Source organism: Mesorhizobium neociceri (genome assembly GCF_013520985.1).
Classification (GTDB): Bacteria; Pseudomonadota; Alphaproteobacteria; order Rhizobiales; family Rhizobiaceae; genus Mesorhizobium; species Mesorhizobium neociceri.
Genome location: NZ_JACDTY010000039.1, coordinates 1 through 25,397, shown reverse-complemented (window position 1 = coordinate 25,397; position 25,397 = coordinate 1). Strand labels below are relative to the sequence as shown.

The 25,397-nt window shown below is 63.5% G+C and carries 30 protein-coding genes and 1 riboswitch; of the genes, 10 read left to right on the top strand and 20 right to left on the bottom strand.

Annotated features, from left to right (window positions below; all coding sequences use genetic code 11):
• Positions 1 to 845 (bottom strand): ATP-grasp domain-containing protein (locus H0241_RS34535; protein WP_181062174.1); only part of this gene is annotated, 845 nt, incomplete at its 3' end.
• Between the two features lie 182 nt (positions 846 to 1,027).
• Between H0241_RS34535 and H0241_RS34530 the strand changes: the two genes are divergently transcribed.
• Together H0241_RS34530 and H0241_RS34525 are read left to right on the top strand one after the other, a co-directional pair.
• Positions 1,028 to 2,314 (top strand): DUF763 domain-containing protein, encoded by a 1,287-nt coding sequence (locus H0241_RS34530; protein ID WP_181062173.1) that lies wholly within the window; start codon positions 1,028 to 1,030, stop codon positions 2,312 to 2,314.
• A 184-nt stretch (positions 2,315 to 2,498) separates the two neighbouring features.
• Positions 2,499 to 2,813 (top strand): hypothetical protein, encoded by a 315-nt coding sequence (locus H0241_RS34525; protein WP_181062172.1) that lies wholly within the window; start codon positions 2,499 to 2,501, stop codon positions 2,811 to 2,813.
• A 68-nt stretch (positions 2,814 to 2,881) separates the two neighbouring features.
• On the opposite strand, the gene H0241_RS34520 is transcribed toward H0241_RS34525, so the two are convergent.
• From H0241_RS34520 to H0241_RS34510, 3 genes are all read right to left on the bottom strand, one after another.
• Entirely contained in the window at positions 2,882 to 3,481 is a 600-nt protein-coding gene (locus tag H0241_RS34520; RefSeq protein ID WP_181062171.1) for a DUF6456 domain-containing protein, read from the bottom strand.
• Between the two features lie 269 nt (positions 3,482 to 3,750).
• Positions 3,751 to 4,443 (bottom strand): GcrA cell cycle regulator, encoded by a 693-nt coding sequence (locus H0241_RS34515; RefSeq protein WP_181062170.1) that lies wholly within the window; start codon positions 4,441 to 4,443, stop codon positions 3,751 to 3,753.
• Positions 4,444 to 4,525: 82 nt separating this feature from the next.
• Positions 4,526 to 4,897: a hypothetical protein gene (locus H0241_RS34510; protein ID WP_181062169.1), complete on the bottom strand. Its 372-nt coding sequence runs from the start codon at positions 4,895 to 4,897 to the stop codon at positions 4,526 to 4,528.
• 80 nt (positions 4,898 to 4,977) lie between these two features.
• Between H0241_RS34510 and H0241_RS34505 the strand changes: the two genes are divergently transcribed.
• Together H0241_RS34505 and H0241_RS34500 are read left to right on the top strand one after the other, a co-directional pair.
• Positions 4,978 to 5,640 carry a LexA family transcriptional regulator gene (locus H0241_RS34505; RefSeq protein ID WP_181062168.1) on the top strand — a complete coding sequence of 221 codons (663 nt, stop codon included), beginning with the start codon at positions 4,978 to 4,980 and terminating at the stop codon, positions 5,638 to 5,640.
• A gap of 286 nt (positions 5,641 to 5,926) precedes the next feature.
• Positions 5,927 to 8,791: a tetratricopeptide repeat protein gene (locus tag H0241_RS34500; RefSeq protein ID WP_328824964.1), complete on the top strand. Its 2,865-nt coding sequence runs from the start codon at positions 5,927 to 5,929 to the stop codon at positions 8,789 to 8,791.
• Between the two features lie 6 nt (positions 8,792 to 8,797).
• Here the strand turns inward: H0241_RS34500 and H0241_RS34495 are convergent, their stop codons facing one another.
• The 4 genes from H0241_RS34495 to H0241_RS34480 all read right to left on the bottom strand — a co-directional run bounded on the left by H0241_RS34495 (position 8,798) and on the right by H0241_RS34480 (position 12,305).
• Complete coding sequence (locus tag H0241_RS34495; protein WP_181062166.1) at positions 8,798 to 9,802, bottom strand: ABC transporter substrate-binding protein; 1,005 nt, start codon at positions 9,800 to 9,802, stop codon at positions 8,798 to 8,800.
• The gene (locus H0241_RS34490; protein ID WP_181062165.1) at positions 9,799 to 10,581 is read right to left on the bottom strand and encodes an ABC transporter ATP-binding protein; all 783 of its coding nucleotides are present in this window, start codon (positions 10,579 to 10,581) and stop codon (positions 9,799 to 9,801) included. Before H0241_RS34490 ends, H0241_RS34495 begins: the two co-directional genes overlap by 4 nt.
• Positions 10,578 to 11,375, bottom strand: a complete 798-nt coding sequence (locus tag H0241_RS34485; protein WP_235984622.1) for an ABC transporter permease — start codon at positions 11,373 to 11,375, stop codon at positions 10,578 to 10,580. Before H0241_RS34485 ends, H0241_RS34490 begins: the two co-directional genes overlap by 4 nt.
• 321 nt (positions 11,376 to 11,696) lie before the next feature.
• Entirely contained in the window at positions 11,697 to 12,305 is a 609-nt protein-coding gene (locus tag H0241_RS34480; protein WP_181062164.1) for a YkoF family thiamine/hydroxymethylpyrimidine-binding protein, read from the bottom strand.
• Positions 12,296 to 12,408: riboswitch (TPP riboswitch) on the bottom strand. Its footprint overlaps the gene before it by 10 nt.
• Before the next feature lie 194 nt (positions 12,409 to 12,602).
• Here H0241_RS34480 and H0241_RS34475 point away from each other — a divergent pair.
• A complete protein-coding gene (locus H0241_RS34475; protein ID WP_181062163.1) occupies positions 12,603 to 12,968 on the top strand; it encodes a hypothetical protein in 366 nt (121 codons plus the stop codon).
• Between the two features lie 136 nt (positions 12,969 to 13,104).
• On the opposite strand, the gene H0241_RS34470 is transcribed toward H0241_RS34475, so the two are convergent.
• From H0241_RS34470 to H0241_RS34460, 3 genes are all read right to left on the bottom strand, one after another.
• Positions 13,105 to 13,332: a DUF2934 domain-containing protein gene (locus H0241_RS34470; protein ID WP_181062162.1), complete on the bottom strand. Its 228-nt coding sequence runs from the start codon at positions 13,330 to 13,332 to the stop codon at positions 13,105 to 13,107.
• 87 nt (positions 13,333 to 13,419) lie between these two features.
• A complete protein-coding gene (locus H0241_RS34465) occupies positions 13,420 to 13,641 on the bottom strand; it encodes a hypothetical protein (RefSeq protein WP_235984621.1) in 222 nt (73 codons plus the stop codon).
• A 65-nt stretch (positions 13,642 to 13,706) separates the two neighbouring features.
• A complete protein-coding gene (locus tag H0241_RS34460) occupies positions 13,707 to 14,036 on the bottom strand; it encodes a DUF1236 domain-containing protein (RefSeq protein WP_181062161.1) in 330 nt (109 codons plus the stop codon).
• A 213-nt stretch (positions 14,037 to 14,249) separates the two neighbouring features.
• Between H0241_RS34460 and H0241_RS34455 the strand changes: the two genes are divergently transcribed.
• Complete coding sequence (locus tag H0241_RS34455) at positions 14,250 to 14,552, top strand: DUF982 domain-containing protein (protein ID WP_181062160.1); 303 nt, start codon at positions 14,250 to 14,252, stop codon at positions 14,550 to 14,552.
• Between the two features lie 15 nt (positions 14,553 to 14,567).
• Here H0241_RS34455 and H0241_RS34450 read toward each other — a convergent pair whose 3' ends face one another.
• The gene (locus tag H0241_RS34450; protein ID WP_181062159.1) at positions 14,568 to 14,867 is read right to left on the bottom strand and encodes a hypothetical protein; all 300 of its coding nucleotides are present in this window, start codon (positions 14,865 to 14,867) and stop codon (positions 14,568 to 14,570) included.
• Positions 14,868 to 15,050: 183 nt separating this feature from the next.
• On the opposite strand from H0241_RS34450, the gene H0241_RS34445 reads away from it, so the two are divergent.
• The 3 genes from H0241_RS34445 (at position 15,051) to H0241_RS34435 (ending at position 15,923) form a co-directional block, all read left to right on the top strand.
• Positions 15,051 to 15,302: a hypothetical protein gene (locus H0241_RS34445; RefSeq protein WP_181062158.1), complete on the top strand. Its 252-nt coding sequence runs from the start codon at positions 15,051 to 15,053 to the stop codon at positions 15,300 to 15,302.
• A gap of 84 nt (positions 15,303 to 15,386) precedes the next feature.
• Positions 15,387 to 15,671 carry a PRC-barrel domain containing protein gene (locus H0241_RS34440; RefSeq protein ID WP_142870101.1) on the top strand — a complete coding sequence of 95 codons (285 nt, stop codon included), beginning with the start codon at positions 15,387 to 15,389 and terminating at the stop codon, positions 15,669 to 15,671.
• Positions 15,672 to 15,773: 102 nt separating this feature from the next.
• Positions 15,774 to 15,923, top strand: a complete 150-nt coding sequence (locus H0241_RS34435; protein ID WP_142870100.1) for a hypothetical protein — start codon at positions 15,774 to 15,776, stop codon at positions 15,921 to 15,923.
• A gap of 107 nt (positions 15,924 to 16,030) precedes the next feature.
• Here the strand turns inward: H0241_RS34435 and H0241_RS34430 are convergent, their stop codons facing one another.
• The 4 genes from H0241_RS34430 to H0241_RS34415 form a co-directional block, all read right to left on the bottom strand.
• Positions 16,031 to 16,252: a hypothetical protein gene (locus tag H0241_RS34430; protein ID WP_181062157.1), complete on the bottom strand. Its 222-nt coding sequence runs from the start codon at positions 16,250 to 16,252 to the stop codon at positions 16,031 to 16,033.
• A gap of 269 nt (positions 16,253 to 16,521) precedes the next feature.
• Complete coding sequence (locus H0241_RS34425) at positions 16,522 to 16,929, bottom strand: hypothetical protein (RefSeq protein WP_181062156.1); 408 nt, start codon at positions 16,927 to 16,929, stop codon at positions 16,522 to 16,524.
• Positions 16,930 to 17,122: 193 nt separating this feature from the next.
• Positions 17,123 to 17,902 (bottom strand): hypothetical protein, encoded by a 780-nt coding sequence (locus tag H0241_RS34420; RefSeq protein ID WP_181062155.1) that lies wholly within the window; start codon positions 17,900 to 17,902, stop codon positions 17,123 to 17,125.
• 453 nt (positions 17,903 to 18,355) lie between these two features.
• Positions 18,356 to 18,592, bottom strand: coding sequence for a hypothetical protein (locus H0241_RS34415; RefSeq protein WP_181062154.1), 237 nt, complete (start codon positions 18,590 to 18,592; stop codon positions 18,356 to 18,358).
• Between the two features lie 228 nt (positions 18,593 to 18,820).
• Between H0241_RS34415 and dinB the strand changes: the two genes are divergently transcribed.
• On the top strand, positions 18,821 to 20,062 hold the full coding sequence (dinB, locus tag H0241_RS34410) for a DNA polymerase IV (protein WP_181062153.1): 1,242 nt from the start codon (positions 18,821 to 18,823) through the stop codon (positions 20,060 to 20,062).
• A 3-nt stretch (positions 20,063 to 20,065) separates the two neighbouring features.
• Here dinB and H0241_RS34405 read toward each other — a convergent pair whose 3' ends face one another.
• The 4 genes from H0241_RS34405 to H0241_RS34390 all read right to left on the bottom strand — a co-directional run.
• Positions 20,066 to 20,329, bottom strand: a complete 264-nt coding sequence (locus tag H0241_RS34405) for an excalibur calcium-binding domain-containing protein (RefSeq protein ID WP_235984620.1) — start codon at positions 20,327 to 20,329, stop codon at positions 20,066 to 20,068.
• Positions 20,330 to 20,471: 142 nt separating this feature from the next.
• Entirely contained in the window at positions 20,472 to 21,767 is a 1,296-nt protein-coding gene (locus tag H0241_RS34400; RefSeq protein ID WP_181062152.1) for an HlyD family type I secretion periplasmic adaptor subunit, read from the bottom strand.
• A 10-nt stretch (positions 21,768 to 21,777) separates the two neighbouring features.
• A complete protein-coding gene (locus tag H0241_RS34395; RefSeq protein ID WP_181062151.1) occupies positions 21,778 to 23,781 on the bottom strand; it encodes a type I secretion system permease/ATPase in 2,004 nt (667 codons plus the stop codon).
• An 18-nt stretch (positions 23,782 to 23,799) separates the two neighbouring features.
• Positions 23,800 to 25,397 (bottom strand): hypothetical protein (locus H0241_RS34390; RefSeq protein WP_210285185.1); only part of this gene is annotated, 1,598 nt, incomplete at its 5' end.

Genomic DNA, 25,397 nt, shown 5'->3' with positions numbered 1-25,397 from the left:
CCCCTCCCCACCATCCCTTCAAACCCATCCGCCAAATTCGCCGCTGCTTCCACCAGCATCGAGCGCACGCTTTTCGGGCGCCCCGGCGTCGGGTTGGCGTCGAGCAGCACGGGCTGACCCTGGTGGATGACGAAATCGAATTTGCCGTAGTCGAAGCCGAGTTCTTCGCGCAGTTGGCGGATTTCGTCGGGGACCGGCACCGGCTCGCGCCTGATCGTCTCGGAGGCCTTGACCACGGCGTTGGGCGAGACGTAGCGGGCGCAGCGTTCGCGGGTCCCGCAGAATACCCAGATGCGGGTGCCGAAACCATCGGCGACGATTTCCGGGATGAATTTTTCCACCACAAGATCGGGCCGTTCGAGCAGCTCGGGGGGCACGTCGTCACGCGCGGCGAAAACCTCATAGCGGGGCATTTCGCGCGCGCCGGGAAAGGGTATTTCGTGACCATGGCGCGCGGCGCGCAGATTGAAGCGCGCTTCGGGCAGGCCGTGGTGGTTGAGGTTGCTCTTGACGATCACCCGCCCGAGCCAACCATCGCCATCGCGCAGCAGCGCCTGGCTGACGTGGCGCTTGGAAATGTCTGAGACGGCAAGGTTCAGGCAGAACGGAAAACGGGCGGCATAGTTGAGATAGGCTTGCGGCACGATGGTGGCGTCGATATGCAGGATGGCGAGGTCGGCATCGGGCGGTTGCGACAGGCCGCAAAGCCGCCTCACCCGGTGGCCGCGTTGCCCAAGCTCGGCCAGGATGTCGAACAGCATGTAAGGGCTGTCGCGCCGGCGCAGCGGGCGCCACGGCGTCTGAAACCGGTCATATTCATGCGTGACCACAGCAATGTGCGCCACGTGTGCTCCCCCAAGCGGCGGCACGCATATTCAAACGGTTTTGGTGGGATCGCAAGGATGGCGCAGGCGGGGGACAGCCGAGCGAAAAGGCGGAGGCGCCTGCCTGCTTGCAAATCTCCCCCCAAATGCCATCTAGATCACAGGCGCACCGCCGGTGCGCCGGCATCCACGGAGGCAAACCTTTGACGCAGCGAAGCGGCAGTGCGGATCTGCCGCTGCATGGCGGGCGGGTTCCGAAATGGCTGGGCGAGCGCATGACGCGGCTGGGCGCGGTGCTGTGCGAGGCGATCATCCATCACTATGGCCGCGACGAGCTGTTGCGGCGGCTGGCGCATCCCTTCTGGTTCCAGTCCTTCGGCGCCGTCATGGGCATGGACTGGCATTCCTCCGGCATCACCACCTCGGTCGTCGGCGCACTGAAGCGCGGGCTGAACCCGATGTCGCGCGAACTCGGCATTCATGTCTGCGGCGGGCGCGGCGCGCATTCGCGCAAGACGCCGCAGGAGCTGACCGCGATCGGCGAGCGCGTCGGCATCGATGGCGCGGCACTGGCCACCGCCAGCCGGCTGGTCGCCAAGGTGGACAGTGCCGCCGTGCAGGACGGTTTTGACCTCTATCTGCACGGCTTCATCGTCACCGACGACAGCCGCTGGGTGGTGGTGCAGCAAGGCATGAACGGCGACAGCCGCCAGGCGCGCCGCTACCATTGGCTGTCCGAAGGGCTGACCAGCTTCGTCGATCAGCCGCATGCGGCGATCGAGGGCGAGACCCAGGGCGAGATCGTCAACCTCACCGACCACCGCGCCGAGCCGTCGCGGACAGGGCAGCTCGACCTGTTGAAGACCATGAGCCCGGAGCGAATCCTCGATGAGCTTGCCGTGCTGGAGCCGCCGACAAAAGCACCGCCTGCGATACCGGCGGCGCAGCCGACGCTGCCCAATCTGGTGATGCCGGCGCATCACGACGTGCGCGAGAGCGACATCGTCATGCACCGGCTGCACGGCAACATCTCGGCGGCAATCGAAAGCGGGCCGGCTGATTTTCCTGAACTGCTGCTGGTGCCAGGCGTCGGCGCGCGAACGGTGCGGGCGCTGGCCATGGTGGCGGAGGTGGTGCATGGCGCGCCGTGCCGCTTCTCCGATCCGGCGCGCTTCTCGCTCGCCCATGGCGGCAAGGACCGCCACCCTTTCCCGGTGCCGCTGAAAGTCTATGACGAGACGATCGCGGTGCTGAAATCGGCCGTCGCCAAGGCCAAGCTCGGCCGCGAGGAAGAACTCGGCGCGCTGAAGCGGCTGGATGGCGAGGCACGGCGGCTGGAGCGCTATGTCACCGGGCCGAGCCTGAAGGAGATCGTTGCCGGCGAGTTCGACCAGTCGCATTTGCTCGGCGGGCGCAGTGTATTTGGGTGGGAGCCAGCGCCGGATGCTGGCGAGGCGGGGCCGGCGAAGCTTGGCAAGAAAGGCGCGTGAAGCGACTCAGATATTGATTCATCGAACCGCTTCAAGCGCCTGTTTTCATACAACTCCGAATCGAGGCAGCGCCCAGGCCTGCCTTATGCGGCACCGCGCGCAAGGTTGTTCACATCTTGCAAAACTTTGGAACGAGGTCGCGTCCCGGGGGTTATATTAGATCAACCTTGAACAGGAGGCAGCCATGAGAAAGCTCCTGCTTGCTTCGATTATCGCTGTCGCCGCAGCGGCGGCGATGATCGCCCCGGCGAATGCCGGCGGGCGCGTCGTGATCGGCATCGGTAACGGCTACGATGACGATTACTACAATGACGGCTATCGCGACTATTACGGCGATCGCTACTACGCTCCTCGCCCGTACTATCAGTATGATGCCTACGATAACGGCTTCAGGTACCACAGGTACCACAGGCATCATCGCCGCTGCCACGTAGAGTTGGTCAAGCATTGGCGCCATCATCACAGAATCGTTGAGGAAATCCGCGTTTGCGAGCGGTGATCCGATAGCGTAACCGGTCCGGCCGGCATCTGCCGGCCGGGCACTTTGCCTTGCGCGGACTGCCGGTCTCATCGCGGCTTCCGCATCAGCATCATCCCGTAATGCACGGCCAGCAGGTCGAGCCCGACTTTCAGCAGCTTCACCACCACATCCCGTCCCTCGCCGGTGCGCTCGGCGAGCGACTTCACCGACTGGCCCTCAAGGCAGATATTGCGGACCGTGTCGGCCAGTTCCCAGTGGGCCAATGCGGCACTGGCGCAGGTATGGGCGCGGCCGGCGTTGAGCACGCGGTCGGGAATGCCGCCACCGATGCGGCTGGCATCGACGCGCTCTTCCCACAGCATCGGCCGCAGCCCATCACGCGAGGCGCGCTCGAAATCATCGCGAAACCGCTGGCCGGCCTCGCGCTGCTGGCGGGTCAGCGAGGTGATGCCGACCAGCGGATCGACATTGCGCACGCGCACGACGCCGCCGGTCGCGGTGTAGCCGCCATTGGAAACCTCGTAGACGCGACGCGCCTCCTCGGTGCCGACGCTGAGCCGCTTGCGACCGAAACGATCGTCCTTCAGCGCGAAATCATGGCCGATCTCACGGCGGATGCGCACCTGCTCGGCCTCGTCCTTGGGGAGTTTTGGGGGCTTTGCTTTCTGCGCGGTTTTTTTGCTCATTGGATGGCCCTTGTGGAGTGGATTGTTGAGCTGGAAGGTTGGCGTTCCTTCGCGCCCCCCTCTGCCCTGCCGGGCATCTCCCCCACGAGGGGGGAGATCGGCAGTTTCCGCGGCTGCGCCTTTTTGCAACGTCGGCGATTGGCGAAACCGGTGGCGATATTCGATCTCCCCCCTTGTGGGGGAGATGTCCGGCAGGACAGAGGGGGGCGCTGTCCCGTCGGCCTATCGATCCATTGTGTCGTCCCTCCGAAGGAACCGAGCCTAGCCGCTTACACCATCTCGGCCACCGGCCGGTGGAAACGCGCCTGGTGATAGGTGCAGTAGCTCTTCAGTGCCCTTGTGCGCAGGCCGCAGCACAGCATCTCCAGCCCCGGCCGGCTGCCGGGTGCATCTTTCTCCGGGTCTTCTTCCAGCGTCAGGTCGAGCGGCGCGCGGCAGCGGTTGAACAGGCAGTCGATGAAGCGCATGGCGGCGACATGCGGCTGGCGTCCGATGGCGGCGGAGCGCGGCGCCGGCAGCTTGAAGCGGTAAATCTCGCCGTCCACCACCAGCCGCCCCTCGCCCGGGGTCGAGCGCGCCGGGCGAGCTGGCAACAAAGGCCTGGCCGACGCATACGTGGCTTGCCTGGCGACCGGCGTGGTTGGTGCTGCCTGCTTCGAAGCTTCTGCCCGCCTTGCGGGCTTGGCTGGCTGTGCAGGCGGATTCTTCCGGGTCGTGTTCTCGTTGGCCGCAGTCTTCCCCGTCGCATTCTTCCTGGGTCTTCCACCGGCTCGGCCGCCCTTGGGATTGGCAAAGCCGATGGTCTTCAGGGCGCTGTTGCGGTGGACGATCCCGATGATGGCGTTGCGCGAGACCGGGCTGCCGCGCAGCGCCGTGAAGCGGACGGCGATCCTGGTGGCCGACAGGCCATCCCTGAGCCAGACGGCGATCTCCTGCAATTCGGTGTCGGTATAGGCAGTCATGTCGGATCCATTGATTGCGCGCAAAGGCAAGCGGCCCGGTACGAAGGCCGCACAAAGGTTCAAAGCGTCTGGTTCGGTGTGGTCAGGCGGTGCTGGCGGCCGGCAGGGAGTCGGCGGCGAGGCGCCGCAACGCGGCTTCGGCCGCCACTCTGGTGAGGCCGGACACCGCCCTGCCCGTCAGCCGGTCGAACAGGATGACGGTGCCATCTTCCGTGCGGATGCAGGAGATGCCCTGCCCGACGGCAGCAGCCCCCGGCGCGCCGGCGGCGCCCTGGCGCAAAGAAGTGGCCGGAGCCGGGAGAGGAACGGCTCCGGCCGTTCCGATCGACAGGGGGAGGTCGACCGGATCCGGGGCAAAAGCCCCGGCTTGCGTCCGGACCGGGGAGGAGGACAGCCCGGACGATTGGAGAAAGCTGACGATGCCTGCGGAAACGCTTGCGGTTTGTTCGATCATGCGCTAAGCGTACGATATGTACGAAACGTACGCAAGCGAAATCGTACGTATTGGACGATAAATTTCAGGCAATTTGTACGATGCAGGAACCGAGGCACAGATTGCAGCAGGCACGGGCGGAGGCGGGTTATGCCTCGCCGAGCGATGCCGCGCGGGCATTGCGCGACATCAACAAGAACACGCTGATCAGCCACGAGAACGGCAACCGGCCGCTGTCGCGCAAGGCAGCCGAGAAATATGGCCGCCTGTTCGGCGTCGATCCCGGCTGGCTGCTTTTCAATGGCGAGGGCGGCAGCCTTGCGGGCGGCCATTTCGGCTTCGACGAAACGGGCCGGCAGATCCCGATGCCGTCGCTGGCCACGGTCGACGTGCCTATCGTCTCGTGGATCAGCGCCGGCGAACTCGGCAGCCAGGACATGGTGGCCAATCTCAGTGACTATCCGACCATCCCCACCACCGATCTCGAGCAGGGCCAATGGATCGCGCTACGCGTCGACGGCCCGTCGATGAACAAGATCTCGCCGCCGGATTCGATCATCTTCGTCAACCTGCGTGACAAGCGGCTGGTGACCAATGGCTGCTACGTCATTTCGGACGAAAGCGGCCAGGCCACCTACAAGCGCTATCGCCCCAACGAGAACCCGCCTTTCCAGCCGGCCTCCTACATGGACATCCCGCCGCCGGCGCTCGAAGGCGCCATCACCATCATCGGCCGGGTGAAGCGCTCGATGATCGATATGTGAGGGCGCGCGTGCAGCCTAGTGCGGCGTCGGCCGGTGCCACTCTCCCGGCCAGCCAGTTCGAAGAAATCTGACTAGGAGCCTATCGCCCCACCCAGACAGAGCGCGCAAATGCAGCCGCCGCAATTTCTGCTTGCATTTCGGAACAAAAAGAGAACTATAGAAGTATCCGCGAGAACAGTCGCGGCACTTCCGGGGGGAGTTCAGAACCGTGTTACGCAGCTCCGGCGCGTTGTCGCGCAGATTTGTCGCAATGCTTTCGTGCAGCCCGCTTTTGGCGTTGGCGTTGGTGGGGATTGTAGCGTTTGCCGAGCCGGCGCGTACGGCGGGCACGGATCGGAGCGGTTGCGTCAATGACGAGACTGTCGCGCCGGCGCAGCGCATCGCCGCCTGCACGTCGATCGCCGAGGACCGCACGAAGCCTTCCCGCGCCCGGCTGCTTGCCTATTTCCAGCGCGCGCAGGCCTTCTACAACCAAGGCGACATGGATCGCGCCATCGCCGATCTGGACCAGACCATCGCGCTCGATCCGAATTTCCGGACCGGTTACCTGAACCGGGGCGTCATGTGGGTGCACAAGAGGGATTATGATCGCGCCATAGCCGATTACGATCGCGCGATCGCGTTGCTGCCCGGCGATGCCGGCGGTTATGTCAACCGTGCCAGCGCCTTCAGCAAGAAAGGCGACTTCGACGGCTCCATCGCCGATTGCGACCGGGCGATCGGCATCGATCCGGCCAATGCCACCGCGTATGGCCTGCGCGGAATCGCCTGGAGCAACAAGGGCGATGAAGACAGAGCGATCGCAGACTTCGACAAGGCCGTCAGCCTTAACAAGGAGGACGCCAAGTCTTACTACAATCGAGGCCTGTCGTGGTCGAACAAGGGCGACGTCGACCGCGCGATCGCGGATTTCACTCTGGCGCTGGCCATCGATCCGTCCCTGGTGAATGCCTATGAGGACCGGGCGGCGGCGTGGGTGAGAAAGGGCGAGCGCGAGCATGCCTTGGCCGATTGCGGCCATGTCGCCAGCTTCGATGCGGGGCGGGCAAGCGCCTGCGAAGATCGGGTAGCGCTGGGCAGCGACGTCAAGGCCGACGATAATCCGGCAGCATCCAAAGCCCAGGAGCCTGCCAAGCCAACCGACCCGAGGGTTCTGGCTGCAATTCGGCGAGGCGACAGCCTTTCCGGCAAGGGCCAATACGACCAGGCGATCGCCGAGTACGGCAGCGCGCTCAAGCTCGATCCGAACAATGTGAGGGCCTATTACCGACGCGGCGTCGCCCTGGCCAAGAAGGGCGACTATGACGGCTCCATCGCCGAGCACACACGGGCGCTCGCGCTCAACCCGCAACATGCCGACGCCTATTTCAGCCGCGGCTGGGCCTGGAGCCGCAAGAAGGAACCTGACCTCGCCATTGCCGACTACACCAAGGGTCTGCAATTCGAACCGTCAAACGCCGCAGCTTTCTCAAATCGCGCCGGCGAGTGGTCGGAAAAGGGCGACTATGACAGGGCGATTGCCGACCTTAATCTGGCGATCGCCATCGATCCGGCATTGCCCGATGCGCACTTTGCCCGTGGCCTGGCCTGGGGACAGAAAGGCGATTTCGACAAAGCACTCGCGGACTATGACCGAGCGGTCGAACTCAATCCGAAAGATCCCGAGCTGCTCGCCCTGCGTGCCTCGACGCTGTCGCTCAAAGGCGAAAAGGATCGCGCCATAGAGGGTTACACCCAGGCCCTGGCGGTCAAGCCGCAAGACGCCTCCTTGTATCTCTTCAGAGGCACGCTGTGGGCGGACAAAAAACATTACGACCGCGCAATATCCGATTTCGACATGGCGCTGAGCCTCGAACCTGACAACGCCGAGGCCCGCAAGGAGCGCGAAGCGGCAGTGGCTGCGAAAGGACAAAGCGAGAGCGCAAACACCGAAAACGCTCCAGACCCGAGAGCTGTCCTGGCACTGTTGGAACGCGGCGACGCCCTTTACAAGAAAGGCAAATACGCTCGAGCAATCGCTGAATACAGCCGCGCTGTGGCACTCGCTCCCAACGAACCAACGACCTATTCAGCACGTGCCTTGGCACGCCTGCAGAAGGGCGAATATGACGGCGCCCTGGATGACTACAACAAGGCGATCGAACTCGATCCCTCTTATGTCGAAGCTTACAACGGCCGCGCCCTGACGCTGGTGAAGAAGCGACAGCCAGAAAAGGCCATCGCCGACTTCGACCACGCGATTGGAATGGAACCAAACCATGCCCCGTTTTATTTCGGACGCGGCGGCGCCTGGTACTATATGGGCGACTACGACCGTGCCATTGCCGATTTCGACCGGGCACTCGAGCTTGATCCAAAATATGAAACTGCCCGTCAAGGTCGGCAGTTGGCGATGGCAGAGAAGGGGAAAAACAAGCCGGCGCCAGAGACCGACACCGCGTCCGCTGGCACCGAGAGCGGCATCGCCCTTTACGGCAAAGGCAAATACGACCTTGCGATCGCAAAATTCGATCATGCGATAGCGCTCGATCCCGACAATGCAAGGGCTTTTGGATATCGCGGCCTCGCATGGGCGCAGAGAGGGAATTACGATCGGGCGATAGCGGACTATGGCAGTGCGATCGCAATCGAGCCGAAGAACAGCAGCTACTATTCCGCTCGCGCATTCGCCTGGACGGCCAAGAATGACCACAGACGTGCAATCGATGATTTCAGCAAAGCGATCGAGTTTGATCCCACCTACGCGGCGAACGTCTACGGTCGAGGGATCAGCCGAATGACCTTAGGCGACTACGACGGCGCGATTGCAGACTATGGCAAGGCAATCGAGCTCAGTCCACTCGTCGCCAAAATGCACGTCGATCGCGGGATTCTGTGGGTCGTCAAAGGCGACTTGAAGCAGGCGCGGGACGACTTCGACATGGCGATCCAGATCGATCGCAACAGTCCCGGGGGCTACTACGGCAGAGGTCTTGTGCAAGCACATACGGGCGATCAAGACGGCGCAATCGCCAACTTCAATCAAGCGATCAAGCTCTATCCCAAATATGCCGACGCCTACACCGGCCGAAGCCGATCCTGGGCGGCCAAGGGCAACCAGAAACGTGCCAAGGCCGACCGCAAAAAGGCGCTTAGCCTCGGGGGAAACTGACCACCCCTATACCGCAAACTCGTTCGTGAAATACGCTCCAAAATCCGGCTTCTCCTTCAGCGCCTTGCCGTCGGCGTCGAGCAGAATGCCGGCGTTGAAGAGATAGGTTCCGATGGCCTCGATCTTGACCTTATCGATCGTGCCGATGACTCCGTCCTGGCTGCGCAAAAAGTGCCCGTCGACCAGCATTTTCAGCGAGGCGTGGATCAGCGCCGGGTCGGTCAGCGCATCCTTGTTGGAAGCGATCAGCAGATCGCCGGCCTCTTGCGGATGGTCGACGGCGAATTGATAGCCGCGTCGCGTTGCCTCGACGAAGGCCGACGCCGCCTTCGGGTTTGCCTGGAGATAGGCATCGCTTGAAGCAATGACAGTGGTGTGCTCGTCGGGCACGCCATAATCGGCATAGCGGAAGTTGCGCTGCCTGATACCCTTCAACTCGGCATCGACGCCTTCCCAGGTCGAGACCTCCAGCGTGAAGTCGACCGATCCGTTGGCCAGCGCCTCATAGGCCGAGGTGCCGAGCGTCACGGTCTCGAAACTGCCCTTGCCGCCATCGTGGCGGATGATGGTCGAGATCAGCGTGTTTTCCCAGGCGCTGCCGAAGCCGCCATAGGTCAGACCGTCGAGATTCTTCGGGCTCTTGATCTCGCTGCGATCCGCGTTGAAGACCAGCCGGCCGGTCTCCTGCTGCACCACGGCGTAGACCGCCTTGAGATCGGCGCCGGCGGCGCGCTGGGTGAACAGGCCAACGCCGGCAATGCCGAAATCGGCGATTCGGTTGGCGACCAGCGTGCCGGCGCCGGTATCGCCATAGGGCAGGATGTCGACGTCGAGCCCTGCCTCGTCGTAAAAACCTTTGTCGCGGGCAACGAACAGGCCGATATGGTTGGTGTTGACGGTCCAGTCGAGCGCGACGGTGATTTTTTGCGCGGCCGCTTGAGCGCGCGAGGCAAGCGGCAGTCCGGCAGCCAGCGTCAAAAGCAGGGCTTGCCGGCGTGTGAATTCGGTCATGATGATCTCCTTTGAGCGGTCTGCGGGAACGAGGCTCGGTCAACCCCGGGATTGAGCAGCGTGTCGAGGATGTCGGCTTCGAGTGCGGCGGCTTGGCGCGCGGCGTCGCTGCCGGTGGTGCGCGGGCGCTGCAGCGGCACGGCAATCTCGCTGATGATGCGGGCCGGCCGCGCCGACATCAGATAAATGCGGTCGGAGAGATAGACGGCTTCGCGCACATCATGGGTGATCAGCAACGCCGTCCAGCGATGACGCCGCCACATGCCTTCCAGCCAGCGCTGCATGGCCGCGCGTGTCAGCGCATCCAGCGCGCCAAAGGGCTCGTCGAGCAGCAGCATGTCACGCTGCTGCACCACGGTGCGCAAAAGCGCGGCGCGCTGGCGCATGCCGCCGGAGAGTTCCGCCGGCCAGGAGCGCTCGAAGCCGGCAAGGCCGAACTCGGCGAACAGCGGCGCGACTTGCTCGCGGGCGGCCCGTCGCGACACGCCCTGGACTTCCAGCCCCAGCGTTACATTGTCGATGACGCGCCGCCACGGCATCAATGCGTCGCGCTGTGGCATGAAGGCGAACGGGCTGCCATCCAAGGGCGCGCCGTCGAAGCGCATGTCGCCCTCGCCTTTCAGCGCGCCGGTGAGCAGCTGGAACAGCGTCGACTTGCCCGCGCCCGAGGGGCCGAGGATGGAGACGAACTCGCCGGCCGCGACGTGAAGCGAAATGCCGGCAAGCACCTCCAGCGCGCCGAAGCTTTTGCTGATGTCGCGGAGCTCGAGCCGTTTCATTGGCGGCTCTCTCCCGAACGCTTGCGGTCGTCGCTATCGCTCCCCGCATTTTCCCAAGGCATGGCGAGACGCTGGACGAGCACGGCAATGCCGAACAGGATGAGCGTGAGCGCGGCGCTGACGGCGACTGCAGCGAGCACCAAATCGGGGCGGAAATTGTTCTTGGCGTTGAGCATGTAGATGCCAAGCCCCTTCGCCGCCCCCGCATATTCAGCGAAGATCGCGCCGACGACGGCGTAAGTGATGGAGATGCGCAGCCCAGCGAAGAAATAGGGCAACGCCGAAGGCAGCCGCGCCAGCCAGAAGATGCGCCAGCGCCCTGCCCCCATGGCGGCGAGCATCTGCGAAATCTCCGTGCTCGTGGCGGCAAAACCCTCGACCAGCGCCACCATCATCGGGAAGAATGTGACGAGCGCGACAAGCAGGATTTTTGGCATCAGCCCGAAGCCGAACCACAGCACGATGAGTGGCGCGATCGCCACCAGCGGCAAGGTCTGGCTGACGATCAGCAGCGGAAAGAGCGCGCGGCGCAGCGGGGCCAGAAAATCGACCAGCGCCGACAGCACGAAGGCAGCGACCAACGAGCAGGCGAAGCCGGCTGATGTGGCGCGGATGGTGGGAAGCGTGTTTTCGGCAAGGGCGGCGCGGTTCTCCCAGGCCTGCAGCAGCACGCGCGACGGCGCCGGCAGCATGGTGGGGGCGACACCGCCATAGCGGGCGTAGACCTCCCAGGCTGCAAGGATCAGGGCGAAGGCGATGGCGGCGGGAATGGTTTTGGCGATAGCGAAGGCCAATCTCCCCCCTTGTGGGGGAGATGTCCGGCGGGACAGAGGGGGGCGCGAAGGAACGCCACTTTGCGAAACCTGTTCGGAAGCAATAGGCGAAGGGCGCGCGTGCAACCAGTTGAAAAGCGGGCGGGACAGCGCCCCCCTCTGTCCTGCCAGACATCTCCCCCACAAGGGGGGAGATTGGCCTTCGCCAATGCCTTCGCCAATCGCCGAAGCTTCCGCTCCCTCCTGCAGGGGGAGGTCAGAGGCGGAGGCATCTCCCCCACGCGATGGATTGGGCAAAACAGCCACGGCAATATCCTCGACGAACGACGCTTGAGCCGCGGCTCAGACGGCGCTCGGGCTGTTCGCCGAAATCGTGATGTCAAGGGTGACGTGGCCGGCACCGGGGCCGAAGCGGCAGAAGGCTTCTGCGAGCGTTGCAAACACCGCACCGGCATCGCCGCGTAATTTGGTGCAGAAGTTTTTCGACCGCTCGAAGACACCGGACTGCTTCAGGAAATCGATGCAGCCATAGATCTCGTCCATGTGGTCGCCGGTACCCATGACATAGAGCGAGAATTGCGCCGCCACCGGCTGGCTGGTCGATGGCGTGGCCTGTACGGCGCGGATCGCGGCGAGCTTGCGCTCGTCCAGCGGAATGGTGGGGCCGCCGGTCTCGTCGGAGCGGCAGATCGGATCGTCGGGCTCGCCCGGACAGCCACGCGAAACCGCAGCCGAAAGCACGCAGTGCTTGCCGCTTTTGGCCGCCGCCACGAACAGGTCGCGCATGGCCGGGAACAGCACCTCGGGCGGCCCGACCAGAAGCGTCGAGATGTCGTCGGTCCCGATCCGCAGTCGGTCACGCCAGGGATCGAGCGCGCCGAGCGCACCAAGGATGACGCCGACGAAATCGTCGGTCATGGGATAAAGGGAAATCTGTGCGCCGGAAAACATCGCCCGCCTCGCTCCGCTGGTATTATCCAGATCAGCTTTAGGGTCCGAAGGCTTGCCGCCCTCATCTCAGCCCCGACCATACGGAGCACCCCTGTGGATGAGCGGGTTAAAGCACTGTTCGAGCGATTGGGGAAGCGTATTTTTTCGGCTGTCATCGCGAAGTGTGTTGGGCCAGTTCTCTTCGTTTGTGAAAAAGCCACGCCATTCGGGTGCTGAATTCGTTCAAATTGTACGCGCCAAGCTTGACGACATGTCGTACATAAAGTACGATACCTTTTTTCACCCAAGGGGTTTTCCGTGAGCACAGCGAACCATGCCGCCTTCGCCGACCTCTCCCGCCCGCTGTTGTCACCCCCACTGTTATCGCTCTTGTCGCTCGACCAGCGCGAACGCGTTGCCGGAGCATGGCGAATGGCCAGCCAGGACATCGGCGATGACATCCGTTTCATCCGCCAGTATCTGAAGGTGATTGCCGAGAAGGATGAAAGGCTGTCGACCGGCACGCTCGTTCATAGCCGCACCTATGTTGAGGCCTGCGCCGGCTGGCTGCCGCAAACGGTGGCGCGCTATCTACGGCACCTGCGCCAGATCACCGATTGCGAACTGGCCATGACAGAAGCTGGCATCCGCTTCGCGCTGTCGAGTTATGCCTGGGAGGCATGAGACGCGGGTTCGCCTTGACGCCAACCAAACAAATTGCGCTGCCCATTGCAGCCGCAATTCGTCAGGTTGAGAGGCTCGGGCGAGCCTGAACGGCGGGCGCCACGGATGGCCCCGCCGGGCGAATTCTGCCCTTGCACTATTTTGACTTGGCCTTGCCGGACTTTGCCGTGGCGGGCTTCGCAGCCTTTGGCTTGGCGTCTGCCTTGGCGGGCTTTGCAACAGCCTTCTTCGGCTTGGCGGCTGCGCCATCGACCTCGGCCGTCGCCTGCTCCCAGTGTTCCTGATGCGCGCCTTCGGGGCGGCCTGCCTGTTCCCAGATCTCGTGTGCGCGCTGGCGAATGCGGTCCTGTCTGTCGTCCGTCACTTAAGCCTCCGTGGTTGGTCCGATCGGTTGGGTCCAGATTCCACGAAAACATTAGCCGAAATTTGAGCCGGCGTCTTGAGTGTGCTTTCAATGCGGATCGGAAACGACCGCGACGCCAAGCAGTGCTGCTTTCTTGGTAATCAACCCGGCAAGGTCGGCATCCGAACGATCGGTGCCGGTGCGCTCGCGCAGCAGCGCGATCGCTTCCTTCATGGACAACAGTGCGGTGCTGCGCTCAGCCAACAGCTGGTCGCAACAAGCCGCCACATTGGTCTCGACATGCGGCAACATGGCAATTCCTTTCATCATTCGGCCCTGCCGCCTTTGTTGGGACGACAGGGCCGTCAGGATAGCTCGGTCAGTGGTCGCCAGCGTCAGTCAATCACCTCGACGATGCGGCGGGTGCCTGGGTCGACCAGCACTGTGTGATCGCCGACTACGGCGTATCTATACTGCACGTCAGGAACCTGCTGCAGCTCGACGGTATCAGGCAGGGAAGAGCCGACATTGAGTTCGACACCCAGAAGGTTGACCGAGGCCAGCGGGTGCTTGTGGACATATTCGCGAATGACCGTGCGCTGTTGGGGGGTGACGATCACCTGCCGTTGCGCCGGCTGTGTGACAATGATTTCGTCGGCAGCGGCAACACCGAGACCGGCGATCATGGCAAGCCCGGCGACGGCGGGAATAAGGACGGTTTTCATCTTCGTCTCCTGTCGTTGTTGGCGAGCTCCGCCTTGTTCCCGCACGAGGCGAAAACAGCACAGATCAAAATGGCGGGCTCCTGGAGGCAAACGCCTCCGATACGGTCTTGTTCCGTAAGTGCAGACTAATTGATCGGCCCGACCAGCCCATTGTTGCCGGAACCGCACCGGCATGATTCGCATTGAAGGACGATCCCTCAGGAGACCTTCAATATGGACGATATGCGGCTCCAAGTTCCGGTGGCGATTGCGGTCGGCGCCGGCTTCAAACGCGACATCGCGACGTTGGCCGAGATGCAGAATTTTCTCAAGGAATGGCCGCAGGCCGGACGCGGCAAGATTTATGACACGGCACTGAGGGCCTGCGAAATGGCCAGGGCTGGACACCTGACCAAGGACCAGGCACGGCGGGCCTTCACCGCCTTTGCCGAGGCGGCAGGCATTGCCTGGACCGGTATCGATCCGGTGACGGCGCTTCGCCTGGCCAAAACTGGCCGGCCTTGGCCCACACTGTAGAGACCTCAAGCGAGATCACTGCTTCGGCGGCTGCACAGGCACCTCGCCGGGCTTGATCACCGGCGTTTTGCCTTGATCCGGTGGCGGCTGCGTCATGCCCTGGTCGCCGCTGGGCGGCGGCTGCAGCACGCCGCCGCAAGAACCAAGATTGGCGGTCGAATTGCCATTGCCGGCATCGGAGGAAGGCGGCTGCTGTTGGCCATCCTGGGGCTGCGCTTGGCAAGGCACGGGAGGAGCATCCTCACCGCTGTCTTGCGCGGCTGCGGAGCCGGCAATTGCCAGCAGCGCGCATGGCCAGAAAACAAAGATCTTCATTGTCCGGTCTCCGTCTGGAATCGTCTTCCTGCAAATGCAGGCTGGCGGCAATTGGTTCCCCCAAGCGGTCCCCAAGCGGCTCCCAAGCGAGGTGGGCCGGTTTTCGGGGAACCTGCTTGCCGGCGGCGAGTTCCACATTCTCGATGCAAGCATCGACCCCAAGCACCGACCAAGGAGGAGATCATGGACCCCCGCAGAAAACCAAGCGACGAAGTGGAAGCGCCGACACCGCGGCAGCAGGGATGCGCTGCGCGGCGCCCGGATCCTGCCCGACGGGGCGGACGAAGAAAGCCTGCCGAGAAGGAAGGCGAACTGCCCGAGGAAGACGACGATAACGCCTACCAGGACAGTGACGATGCCCTGCCCAACGATGCCGAGGAAGCCGCCATCGGCCGCGATCCGGCGCGGCGCGGCGGCCCGTTCGACGAGGTATGAAGCGACGGACTTTCGAGGTATTTCCCCGGAACTCTTCGCCCGTTCGCTGGTTAGCAACTTATCCAACCCAGAGGGAGACCGGTCATGGATCACACCAACCACGCACGACTCGCCAGCACGGAACTGACGCCCGACATACTCGAAGGCGCGACCATCTATGGCCCTGACGATGAGAAGATCGGCTCTGTCGATCATCTGCATGGCAGTCAGGTCGTCATCGACGTCGGCGGCTTTCTTGGCATCGGCGCCAAGCCGGTGGCGGTCACCACCAGCCAGCTTGACTTCATGCGCGACGAGGATGGCGACGTCCACGCCGTCACCAGCTGGACCAAGGACCAGCTCAAGGCGATGCCGGAGCATCGCGACTGATATTTTTCGAAGGGTCCGGTTGCAGCCGAACCCTTCGTTCGTCACGCCAGTGCGCCTTGGCGGCTTGGCTTCAGCGGCGCCCTGGTGATCAGGGAGAGACCGATGATCAGAAAACTCAAATCAGGAAAATATCGCCTATATTCGCGCAAGGTCGATGAAAAGACCGGGCGGCGGCGCAACCTCGGCACCTTCGACAGCCGCGAGGCGGCCGAGAAACACGAACGCGAAGTCCAGTATTTCAAGCGCCATTGAGACCGCTCGCCCTTCAAAGCGCGCAAGCAATCGCGCGACGCTGAGCGTGCGCGTGCACGCTCGGCGACCGGCGCCGGCAACCGCCGGCAGGGCGCGCGATTCGGCCTTTAGTTCGACGCGGGATCGCCCAGCGCCTCGGTGACGAAGGACGCCGCGATCAGATCGTCGGCGTCTAGGCGTAGGGAGCCTTCGCTGCCCCCAATGATGGCTGCGACCTTCTGGAAGGTCTGCATCTCGTGTTCGGTAATCCGGGCGTTTCGCATCCTGGCTTTCAGATCGGCGACGCGTCTGCCCAATGAGACGGACGCCCCGATTTCTCTTTTCGACATGGGTCGTGCTCCTCCCCCAACCCTGTTTTGCCCCTTGCCCGCTTAGACGTACTCGCAGCTGCCTATATATGAGGCAGCATGAATACAGTCGCGGCAACGCGCCATATCAGGGAAGGTTCCGGTGCCAAATGGTCACGAAATAATACGGGAGGGCCGGCAGCCCAAGGCGGCGACAGGCGCCGCAACCGCCGGCTGCGGCCATCAGGCCGAACCAACCCCCGTCGCTATTCGCGACGCGGGTCAGATTTCAATCGCCTTGCGCTGAACAGTCAGCGAGAGACCGAAGGCACGCCGGAGACCGAACGCGCCGTTTCGGGTGAGAACACCACGAAAGCAAAGACCAGAACGGCAGCGGCGACGATGAGCGAGCCGCCAGCAACGACAGGCTCCAGCGCCGGGTTTCCCTGCAACATCACGTAGAGGGCCGGCAGCATGATCACCAGGCCAACGGTATACAGCCAGTAGTGGATCATGGCGATGCGGCGCGCCGCCTTTTGTGGATTGAGCGCGTAGTAACCGCCGAAGATGGCGCTCGTCACCCAGCCCAGCAGATTGATATGCGCATGCGCCGGGAAGGCGCCGTGGTCGCCCGAGATCGCCATCTGCAGGCCGGCCGCGATCCCCAATATGAGGAACACGATGGCGGTTTTAAAGAAAAGTTCCGAAACCCTGGGCATGTCGTTTTCTCCCCGATGCCGTTTACCCCGATATTGCGAAGGCTACACTCGGGAGTGAAGATTTTCCATGCCGTACTTAGAGTTAGTAACGCTTTTCCCTTGATATTGGCAGTTCCGTCGTACCGTCAAAAAAGCCGCCGGGCGAGACCCGGCGGCTTGGACGTTCGATTGGCCGTTTCAGCCGCGATCGGCTTTATGGCGTTGGCGCAGGGGCCAGCTTGGCAGCCATCTGGTCGATCTTGTCGGCAAGCACGCCGTTGGCCCAGTCCGTGACCTCAGGGTCGACCGGCTTGTTGGCCATATCGGCGAGTGCGTCATCGAGCGATGGGATGTTGGTATTGGCGGTGTCGGCCGCCGTCTGCGCCTCGGCAGCCGCTGTTTCAGCATCCGTAACCGCGGCTTCCAGATCCGCGATCGTTGCGGCCTGAGCCGCCGCCTCCTCGGGCGTTGGAGGCGTAACCGCGTTCGCCGCGTCGAAGAGCGCCTGCTGGGCCGTCACAGCGTCCTGCGCCTCCGTCACCGCCGCATTTGCCTTCTCAAGCGCAGCGGTGGCGAGCTTGGCATTCGCGGACGCCGTTACATAAGCCTGAACGCCGGCGAACTTTTTGCTCTTGGAGTTCATATAGGCGTTGATGTTGCGCTGCAGCGAGTTCAGCCGGCCAAGCTTGGCGTGGATGTTCTTTTCCTTGGGTGTCGCGGCGACCTCGACGTCATCGACGTCATCCACGTCGTCGGTCGAGGCCTTCTTTCCGGCATGAGCCGATGCCGACTTGCCATGCGAAGCGCTATTGCCGGATTTGCCGCTGCTGGAATTGCCGTTGCCGCCGCCATTGCCATTACCGCCACCGTTGCCGCCGCCATGGCCGTGGCCACCACCGTTGCCGCCACCGTTACCACCGGCACCAGCCAGGGCCGGAGAGGCCAGGAGCGCAAACGCGGCAAGCGCCGCCAAAAGAGTTTTTCGGGATGTCATGATACCTCCTCGGGGGATAGCCACCTCCGCCGACTCGCTATAGCAGCGCCATATGAGAATTTGCTAATTCGACGGAGTAAACTTTAGATAAATTTGGTTGCGATACGCGATAATCGGGCTGCAAAAGGCCAGGCAAAATCTTGTAAATAATTGAAATATAAACACAAATGTGAAAATCGCCGAGCGAACCGGCCCTTTGCGCGACTGACGCCCTATACTAATCAGACCTTAGGCCTAATTGCTGTGATACTTAGGTCGCAACCATGACCGTCGTCGCGTAATTTGTCGAACTGGTGTCGAATGACCGATCAACCACCAACTTGGTGATCGGACCCTGCAGAGCCCGTTTTAGACACGGATGGATGAGGGCCGGCACCCACGCGTTCGGAGCATCGGTGATGGTCGATTGTCGTCCCAGAGGCACCGCCTTTCAGGCGCTTGCGGCATTTGTGCCTATGGCATCAGCAGGATATCGGCGCCCGGCTGTTCGTCGAACAGCACAGAGCAACCGCGGCTTAGCGCCACCGCAGACAGCGCATTGGCCACAGCCTCGTCCGGCGACACAAAATCACCGGTCAGCACCCGCAACTCTTCCACCGCCTTGGCCATCGACACGCAGTGCCCGGCAACGCGATCGCTCGTGCAGGCGTCAACGACGCTGACGAGGTCGATCATCTCGAACTGGCCCATACCGGCCTCCTCGAAACAGTGTCCCATCGAGACAATGAACGCCGTGGCGAGAGACAATGTTCCCTGCGCCCGGCGGCAAGGCAGATCAATCGACCGCCGGTCTCCAGCAAACTCACTGGAGCTAAGCGCCGCGCTTGACAGCGGACCCTGTTTGTTCTCTATTTGTTCGCAAAACCACCCCTAGCAACAGACGCGGCTAATGCTGCAACGCCCAAAGGAACGGCCGGGATGGAACCCACCATCCTGCATGCGGATCTCGACGCCTTCTATGCCTCGGTCGAGCAGCTGCTCGACCCGTCGCTCAGGGGCAAGCCGATTGCCGTCGGCGGCGGTGTCGTGCTTGCCGCTTCCTACGAGGCCAGGGTTTTTGGCGTGCGCGGCGGGATGCCGGGACGACGCGCGCGGGAGCTTTGCCCGCAGTTGATCTTTGTCGGCGGAAATTTCGGCGAGTACCAGAGGCTGGGCGACGCCGCGATAAAAGTGCTCGACGATTTCACGCCGCTGGTCGAGCGCATCTCCATCGACGAGGCCTTTGCCGATGTCGCCGGCTGCACGCATCTGTTCGGGTCGCCGGCCGAGATCGCCGCCAGGGTACGGCGGCGTGTACGGGCCGAACTCGGCCTGCCGATCTCGATCGGCGTGGCGCGCACCAAACACCTGGCCAAGATCGCCTCGCAAGTGGCAAAACCCGACGGGCTGGTGGTGGTCGATCCGGCAACGGAGCTCGCCTTTCTGCACGATTTGCCGGTCGGGTTGATGTGGGGCGTCGGCCCGGCGACCAAAGCGCGGCTGGCCGAGATCGGTGTCGAGACCATCGGCCAGCTGGCCAAGACCCACAGCGGCGCGCTGCGCCGCCTGCTCGGGCCTGCCGCCGGCGAAAAGCTGGCGTCGCTGGCATGGAACCGCGACCCGCGAAAACTCGAAACCCACCGTCGATCGCATTCCGCCGGTGCGCAGTCGGCACTTGGCAAGCGGCCTGCCGAGGCCCGTATCTTCGGACCTGTGCTGCTGCATCTGGCAGACCGGGTCGCCAGCCGCCTCAGGGCAAAATCGCGGCCTGGCCGCACGGTGACGGTGCGGGTGCGTTTCGCCGATCTGCACGCTGTCACGCGCTCGCTGACGCTCGAGCAGCCGATTTCGGCGACCGCGATGCTGGCCGAAATCGCCGAGGAGCTGGTGCGCGGCGTGCTGGCCGCCAACCCGCGGGAGAAGACCATCTCGCTGCTGGCGATCTCGGTGTCGCAGCTGGAAGAAAGTGCCGAGCTGCAGCTCGAGCTGCCGCTCGGCCTCGATGACGAGAAGCAGCGGCCCGGCAGCAAAAAGGGCCTGGCGCGCTTTGGCGCCGACCGCGCCATCGACAAGATCCGCCAGCGCTTTGGCAGAGAGGCGGTCGGCTATGGCGCGGTGGCGCTGGAAGCCCGGCGCTCGGTTCCCGATGCCTTCCGCGAACTGGCGGAAAAGGAGCTGTGAGAACTATCGGCCGGTGCGCCAATAGCGATGCACCTTGACGCCGCTTGCCCCATGCCAAGGCTCGCAAGCTATGCCGTCATGGTCGGCGTCGTGCGTCGGCCAGTAACCCGGTTCTCCCACATACGCAGGGGCCAGGCCGACGGCACGCGCAGCGCTACAGTTCGGAAACGCCGCAAGGTGCCTGAGCACCGCCCAAGGCGAGTCGAACCGGACGCCCAGAAAGCCGTAGACGATGTAGCCGAACAACAGGATGAACGGGGCCAGCATGGCCAGCCGTCTCAACCTGCCCGACCTGCCGTGGCGGCGATCCATTGGCCAACGCAGGAACGGCAGGTGCATCATCCTTGGCACGCCCCTTCTTGGCACGCCCCCTTCTTGGCACGCCCCCTTCTTGGCACGCCTTGGGGCCTCACTCCCTGAAGGCGCGGTTGATCTGGTCTTGCAGCGGCTTGACGAGGTAGGAAATCACGGTCCGGTCGGCGGTCTTGATGAAGGATTCGACCGGCATGCCCGGAACCAGCTTGATCTCGCCAAGGCGAGCCACTTCCGCGCTCGTGGTCGCGATGCGCACGGTGTAGTAGCTGATGCCGGTGCGCTGGTCGGTGGTCGTGTCCGGCGAGGTGCGCTCGACCGTGCCGTTGATCTGCGGCGTGGTGCGCTGGTTGAAGGCCGAGAAACGCAGTGCGGCCGGCTGGCCGACCCATAGCTGGTCGATGTCGCTCGGCGCGATCTTGGCCTCGACGGTCAGGCTGTCGCTGTCGGGCACGATCTGCATGATTGTCTGGCCGGGGGTGATGACACCGCCGATGGTATGGACGATGGACTGCTGAACGACGCCGTCCTGCGGCGCACGAATGTCAATGCGCTTGAGCTGGTCCTCGGCGGCGATCTTGCGCTCCGTCAGTTCGCCAACCTTGGCGTCGATATCGCGCAACTCCTTGTTGACGTCGGTGCTGAGTTCGAGATCGATCTGGATAATCTGCAAATTGATCTCGGCAATCTTGCCCTGGGCCTGCGCCTGGGCCGCTATCAGCTGGCTGCGCTCGCCGTCGAGCCGCGCCGACTCGCGCTCCATGGCCGTCAGGCGGTCGATGGAAATCAGCCGCTTTTTCCACAGCTCCCGTATGCTGGCCAATTCCTCCTCGACGAGCGTGATTTCTTTCGACTTGGCGTCTGCCTGGCCCGTGTTCCCCACGATCTCCTTCTGCAGCTGGAGAATGCGCTCTTGCAACTGGCTCTTCTGGCCGGACCGGGCCGCCCGCCCCGTGTCGAAGACCTGTTCCTCGCCGGCAATGATCTCGGCGATCGCCGGGTCGTCGCGGCGATCGAGAACATCCCTAGGGAAGGCAATGGTATCGGCGCCCTGGCGCTCGGCCTCGAGGCGCGCCTCGCGCGCCGACAGCTGGTCCAGCGACTTGGTCACCACCGCAAGGTTGGCTGCCGGCATGGTGGGGTCGAGGCGCACGAGCAGCGCACCGTGCTTGACGCGGTCGCCGTCGCGCACGGCGATCTCGCCGACGATGCCTCCGGTCGAATGCTGCACGTCCTTGACGTGGGAATCGACGACGAGGACCCCGGGGGCGATGACCGCTCCGGAAATGCGGGTCAGCGATGCCCAGCCGCCGACACCGCCAACCAGCAGCGCGACCGCGACGAGACCGAAACGCATATAGCGTCGAATGGATTGGTGGGAGGAGCTCAGCATCGTTCCTCCTTCATTCGCCTGCCGCCACCGCGCCGGGCGTCGGCTCTTCGGTGGCGAGCCTGAGACGTGGCACGGCGACCACCGGTGGCTGCGGCCGCGGGAACAGCTTGGCCAAAACATCGTCCTTGAGGCCGAAAGCCTGGACGCGACCCTGGTTCATGGCGAGGATGAAATCGACCGTGGCGAGCGCGCTCGGCCGGTGTGCCACCAGCACGACCATGCCGCCGCGCTTCCGCACCCCCATGATCGCCTGCAGGAGCGCCTGCTCACCTTCGGCATCGAGGTTTGAATTCGGTTCATCGAGCACGACCAGGAAAGGATCGCGATAGAGCGCACGGGCCAGCGCGATGCGCTGGCGCTGGCCCGCCGACACGGCCTCGCCGAGCTCGCCGATCTGGGTTTCGTAACCGTCGCGGAAACCGACGATGAGATCATGCGCGCCGGCGGCGTTGGCCGCGGCAATGATCGCGGCGGGATCGGCATCGGGCTCGAAACGCGCGATGTTCTCGGCGACCGTGCCGGCAAACAGCTCCACGTCCTGCGGCAGGTAACCGATGAAGCGGCCACGATCCTCCGCCGACCACTGGTCGAGGTCGGCGCCGTCGAGGCGGATCCTGCCGGCGGCGGGCTGCCAGGCCCCGACGAGCGCCCTGACCAGCGTCGACTTGCCCGAACCGCTCTGGCCGATGACGCCGACGGCGTGTCCCGCCTCAAGGGCAAAACTGGCGTCATGCACCAGCGGGCGCTGCGTGCCGGGGGCCGCGACGCTGACGCCCTGCATGAAAACGTGGCGGCTTGGGACCGGCATGGCCATCGGATCGGCGTCGGCCGGCACCGCCGCGAGAATCCTGGTCAGCCGCTGCCAGCCCTGCCGCGCCGTCAGGAAGCCTTTCCAGTTGGCGATGACCAGGTCGACGGGGGCGAGTGCGCGACCGCTCAGGATCGAAGCGGTGATGATGATGCCCGCGGTCGCCTGTTGCTCGATCACCAGCCAGGCGCCGACGCCGAGCATGGCCGACTGCAGCAGCATACGCAGCACCTTGGACACAGCGCCGAAGCCGCCGGCGATATCGCTGACACGGCGCTGCTCGGCGAGATAATCGCGGTTGGCGTGTTCCCATCGCTTGACCATCCTGCCGCCCATGCCAAGAGCCGCGATCACTTCCGCGTTGCGGTTGCCGGTGGACGTCAGGCCGTTGCGGATGATGCCGGTCTGGGTGCCGGAGGTAACCGGCTTGCGTGTCAGCCGCTCGGCAAGGACGGTCAAAAAGACGAGCACGATCGCGCCGACCAGGGCAGTCAGGCCGAGAACCACGTGGAACATGAAGATGACGGCCAGATAGAGCGGCAGCCACGGCAGGTCGAACAAAGCGGTCGGGCCGCTGCCCGACAGGAAGGCGCGCACGCTGTCGAGGTCTCGCACCGACTGCATGCTATCGCCGTTGCGCCCGACCTTGAGCGGCAGCTTGAGGACGCTGGAATAGACGCGGGCGCCGAGCGCCTCGTCAAGGGCGCCGCCGATGCGCACCATAATGCGGCCCCGCACGAGATCGAGCACGCCCTGCCCGGCATAAAGGATAATGACGAGCACGCTGAGGCCGATCAGCGTCGGCATGCTGCGGCTCGGCAGCACGCGGTCGTAGACCTCGAGCATGTAGAGCGAGCCGGCGAGCATCAGCACGTTGAGCACGCCGCTGAACAGCGCGACGGCGGCGAAGGCTGAGCGGCAGGCGGCAAGTGCGGCCGCGAGCTCAGGCGTCGCGGGTCCCGCCGCCTGCCGCTTTCCCCTCCCCGGCTGTGGCTTGCTGTCGGCTACGTGAACCGGGGGCGGATTCACGGCGGACACACGGCCAGAAGATCTCCAGATGTAGAGCAAGAGCAGCGCGCCGAGCGTCCCCCCAAGAACCACCCAGCGCGTGCTGATTTCAGACACTGCCAACCGCACTTCGCCAAACGCGAGCACAAACACGCCGGTGGCGAGGATGAGCTTTGGAAATCTGAGCAGCAGTGTCATGCGGAACACTTCCTGGCATCAGCCGCCATCATTGGCGTAGATGTGCAGTATCGCTCCTTCGAAGGTCATTCCGGTGTTGTTGTAGAAATCGAGTTCCTGGTGAATGAGGTTTCCGGCAAGCTCGGTTGTGGCGTTGGAAGATTCCGTTTCCAGTCCGACGTTCCAGGCTGCAGTGTTCGCCTTCACCGCGCTTCCGCCACCCCAATCCTCGAATTGGGAGGAAGGTGTCCCGCCATTCGTCACCTGCAGCCAGTCGATTGCCTGGTCGAGATATTTATGGGGGCTGTTGGGATCGGTAGCGTCGCCGATCGGATTCCCGGCAAGGAAGTTGAGCCAGGTGGCTACCGTATCGCGGGCAAGAACGAAGCGCGTGTCCTGCTGATCCTTGGCGGATGCATCGATCACCTTGAGTGCATCGGCATAGGAGATGAAGAACGTGTCTTCCCCGGCATCGGTCAGTCCGTTCTTGTTGTAGTCTCCGATCAGAAGGCCCGGTTTACCTGGATCCAGCGTTTTATCGTTATTGAAGTCGACAACGTAGCGCAGTTCGTGGTCAGCAAAGTTCGGACCGGTCTTGCCGACGCCGTCAACGCCATCCCAGAACGACTTGCCGAGATTGGTCCAGAACCCGGGCGTGCGCACGCCGGGACCCGCGAACGAGGTTACGGTGGCGGTGTCCTGAGCGGTGACCGAATTCAGGCTATCGTCATCGTGAGCCGCGACAGTCACCAGATTGGTTTTGCTGGCCCCATTCGGCAGCAAGTTGATGGCGGTGGTCGCTTCGAAAGCCCAGGTCTCGTTGCTGTCGACCAAATAGTCATTGTCGGTGTCGCCGGACACGTAGTGGGTGCCGTGCGAGCTGTTGGCCACGAAGCCACTGAGCAGGTTGATGTCGTCACCGATATTCGCCGTGCCGTTGTCATCGAGCAGCGAGGTCAGCGTCAACGGGTCGAGCGCGCCGGCCGGGCTCGTGTTGGTTATTGCATAATGGTAGGTGACGTTCTGCGGTCCAGACTGCGTCAATTCCGAAGAGTGGAAGATGCCGTCGTGGTCGCCATCGACGGTCTTGTCGATGGCAATCGACGGCGCGACATCCTTGACTGTCACCGTCGCGTCGTCGGTGGCGGTCACGTCGCCGGTGCTGTCGTCGTCATGGGCATGCACCACGACCGTGTTGACGATGGAGCCGGCATTGTGGGCGTCGATGCCGACCGTCGTGGTGAACGTCCAGGTCTCATCGCTGTCGACCAAATAGTCGTCGTCGGTGTCGCCGGACACATAGTGGGTGCCATGATCGCTGCCCGCCACGAAGCCATCGAGCAGATCGATGTCGTCAGTGGCATCGCCTGGCGTTGCATTGTCGTCCACCAGCGCGGTCAGCGTCAGCGGGTCGAACGCGCCGGCCGCACTCGTGTTCGTCACTTCATAGGTGTAGGTGACGTCGGTGGCTGAGCCCTCATCAATCGAGGTCGGATCGGCGGTCTTTTCGATGGCGATCGACGGCGCCACATCCTTGACTGTCACCGTCGCGTCGTCGGTGGCGGTCACGTCGTCGGTGCTGTCGTCGTCATGGCCATGCACCACGACCGTGTTGACGATGCTGCCGGCATTTTGGG

Bases quoted from the DNA above. Each gene is read 5' to 3' on its own strand.
- H0241_RS34525 (WP_181062172.1), top strand. From the start codon at position 2,499: ATGAGAAAGCTCCTGCTTGCTTCGATTATCGCTGTCGCCGCAGCGGCG.
- H0241_RS34520 (WP_181062171.1), bottom strand. From the start codon at position 3,481: ATGAGCAAAAAAACCGCGCAGAAAGCAAAGCCCCCAAAACTCCCCAAG.
- H0241_RS34515 (WP_181062170.1), bottom strand. From the start codon at position 4,443: ATGACTGCCTATACCGACACCGAATTGCAGGAGATCGCCGTCTGGCTC.
- H0241_RS34510 (WP_181062169.1), bottom strand. From the start codon at position 4,897: ATGATCGAACAAACCGCAAGCGTTTCCGCAGGCATCGTCAGCTTTCTC.
- H0241_RS34505 (WP_181062168.1), top strand. From the start codon at position 4,978: ATGCAGGAACCGAGGCACAGATTGCAGCAGGCACGGGCGGAGGCGGGT.
- H0241_RS34495 (WP_181062166.1), bottom strand. From the start codon at position 9,802: ATGACCGAATTCACACGCCGGCAAGCCCTGCTTTTGACGCTGGCTGCC.
- H0241_RS34490 (WP_181062165.1), bottom strand. From the start codon at position 10,581: ATGAAACGGCTCGAGCTCCGCGACATCAGCAAAAGCTTCGGCGCGCTG.
- H0241_RS34480 (WP_181062164.1), bottom strand. From the start codon at position 12,305: ATGTTTTCCGGCGCACAGATTTCCCTTTATCCCATGACCGACGATTTC.
- H0241_RS34465 (WP_235984621.1), bottom strand. From the start codon at position 13,641: ATGATGAAAGGAATTGCCATGTTGCCGCATGTCGAGACCAATGTGGCG.
- H0241_RS34460 (WP_181062161.1), bottom strand. From the start codon at position 14,036: ATGAAAACCGTCCTTATTCCCGCCGTCGCCGGGCTTGCCATGATCGCC.
- H0241_RS34455 (WP_181062160.1), top strand. From the start codon at position 14,250: ATGGACGATATGCGGCTCCAAGTTCCGGTGGCGATTGCGGTCGGCGCC.
- H0241_RS34450 (WP_181062159.1), bottom strand. From the start codon at position 14,867: ATGAAGATCTTTGTTTTCTGGCCATGCGCGCTGCTGGCAATTGCCGGC.
- H0241_RS34445 (WP_181062158.1), top strand. From the start codon at position 15,051: ATGGACCCCCGCAGAAAACCAAGCGACGAAGTGGAAGCGCCGACACCG.
- H0241_RS34440 (WP_142870101.1), top strand. From the start codon at position 15,387: ATGGATCACACCAACCACGCACGACTCGCCAGCACGGAACTGACGCCC.
- H0241_RS34435 (WP_142870100.1), top strand. From the start codon at position 15,774: ATGATCAGAAAACTCAAATCAGGAAAATATCGCCTATATTCGCGCAAG.
- H0241_RS34430 (WP_181062157.1), bottom strand. From the start codon at position 16,252: ATGTCGAAAAGAGAAATCGGGGCGTCCGTCTCATTGGGCAGACGCGTC.
- H0241_RS34425 (WP_181062156.1), bottom strand. From the start codon at position 16,929: ATGCCCAGGGTTTCGGAACTTTTCTTTAAAACCGCCATCGTGTTCCTC.
- H0241_RS34420 (WP_181062155.1), bottom strand. From the start codon at position 17,902: ATGACATCCCGAAAAACTCTTTTGGCGGCGCTTGCCGCGTTTGCGCTC.
- H0241_RS34415 (WP_181062154.1), bottom strand. From the start codon at position 18,592: ATGGGCCAGTTCGAGATGATCGACCTCGTCAGCGTCGTTGACGCCTGC.
- dinB (WP_181062153.1), top strand. From the start codon at position 18,821: ATGGAACCCACCATCCTGCATGCGGATCTCGACGCCTTCTATGCCTCG.
- H0241_RS34405 (WP_235984620.1), bottom strand. From the start codon at position 20,329: ATGCTGGCCCCGTTCATCCTGTTGTTCGGCTACATCGTCTACGGCTTT.
- H0241_RS34400 (WP_181062152.1), bottom strand. From the start codon at position 21,767: ATGCTGAGCTCCTCCCACCAATCCATTCGACGCTATATGCGTTTCGGT.
- H0241_RS34395 (WP_181062151.1), bottom strand. From the start codon at position 23,781: ATGACACTGCTGCTCAGATTTCCAAAGCTCATCCTCGCCACCGGCGTG.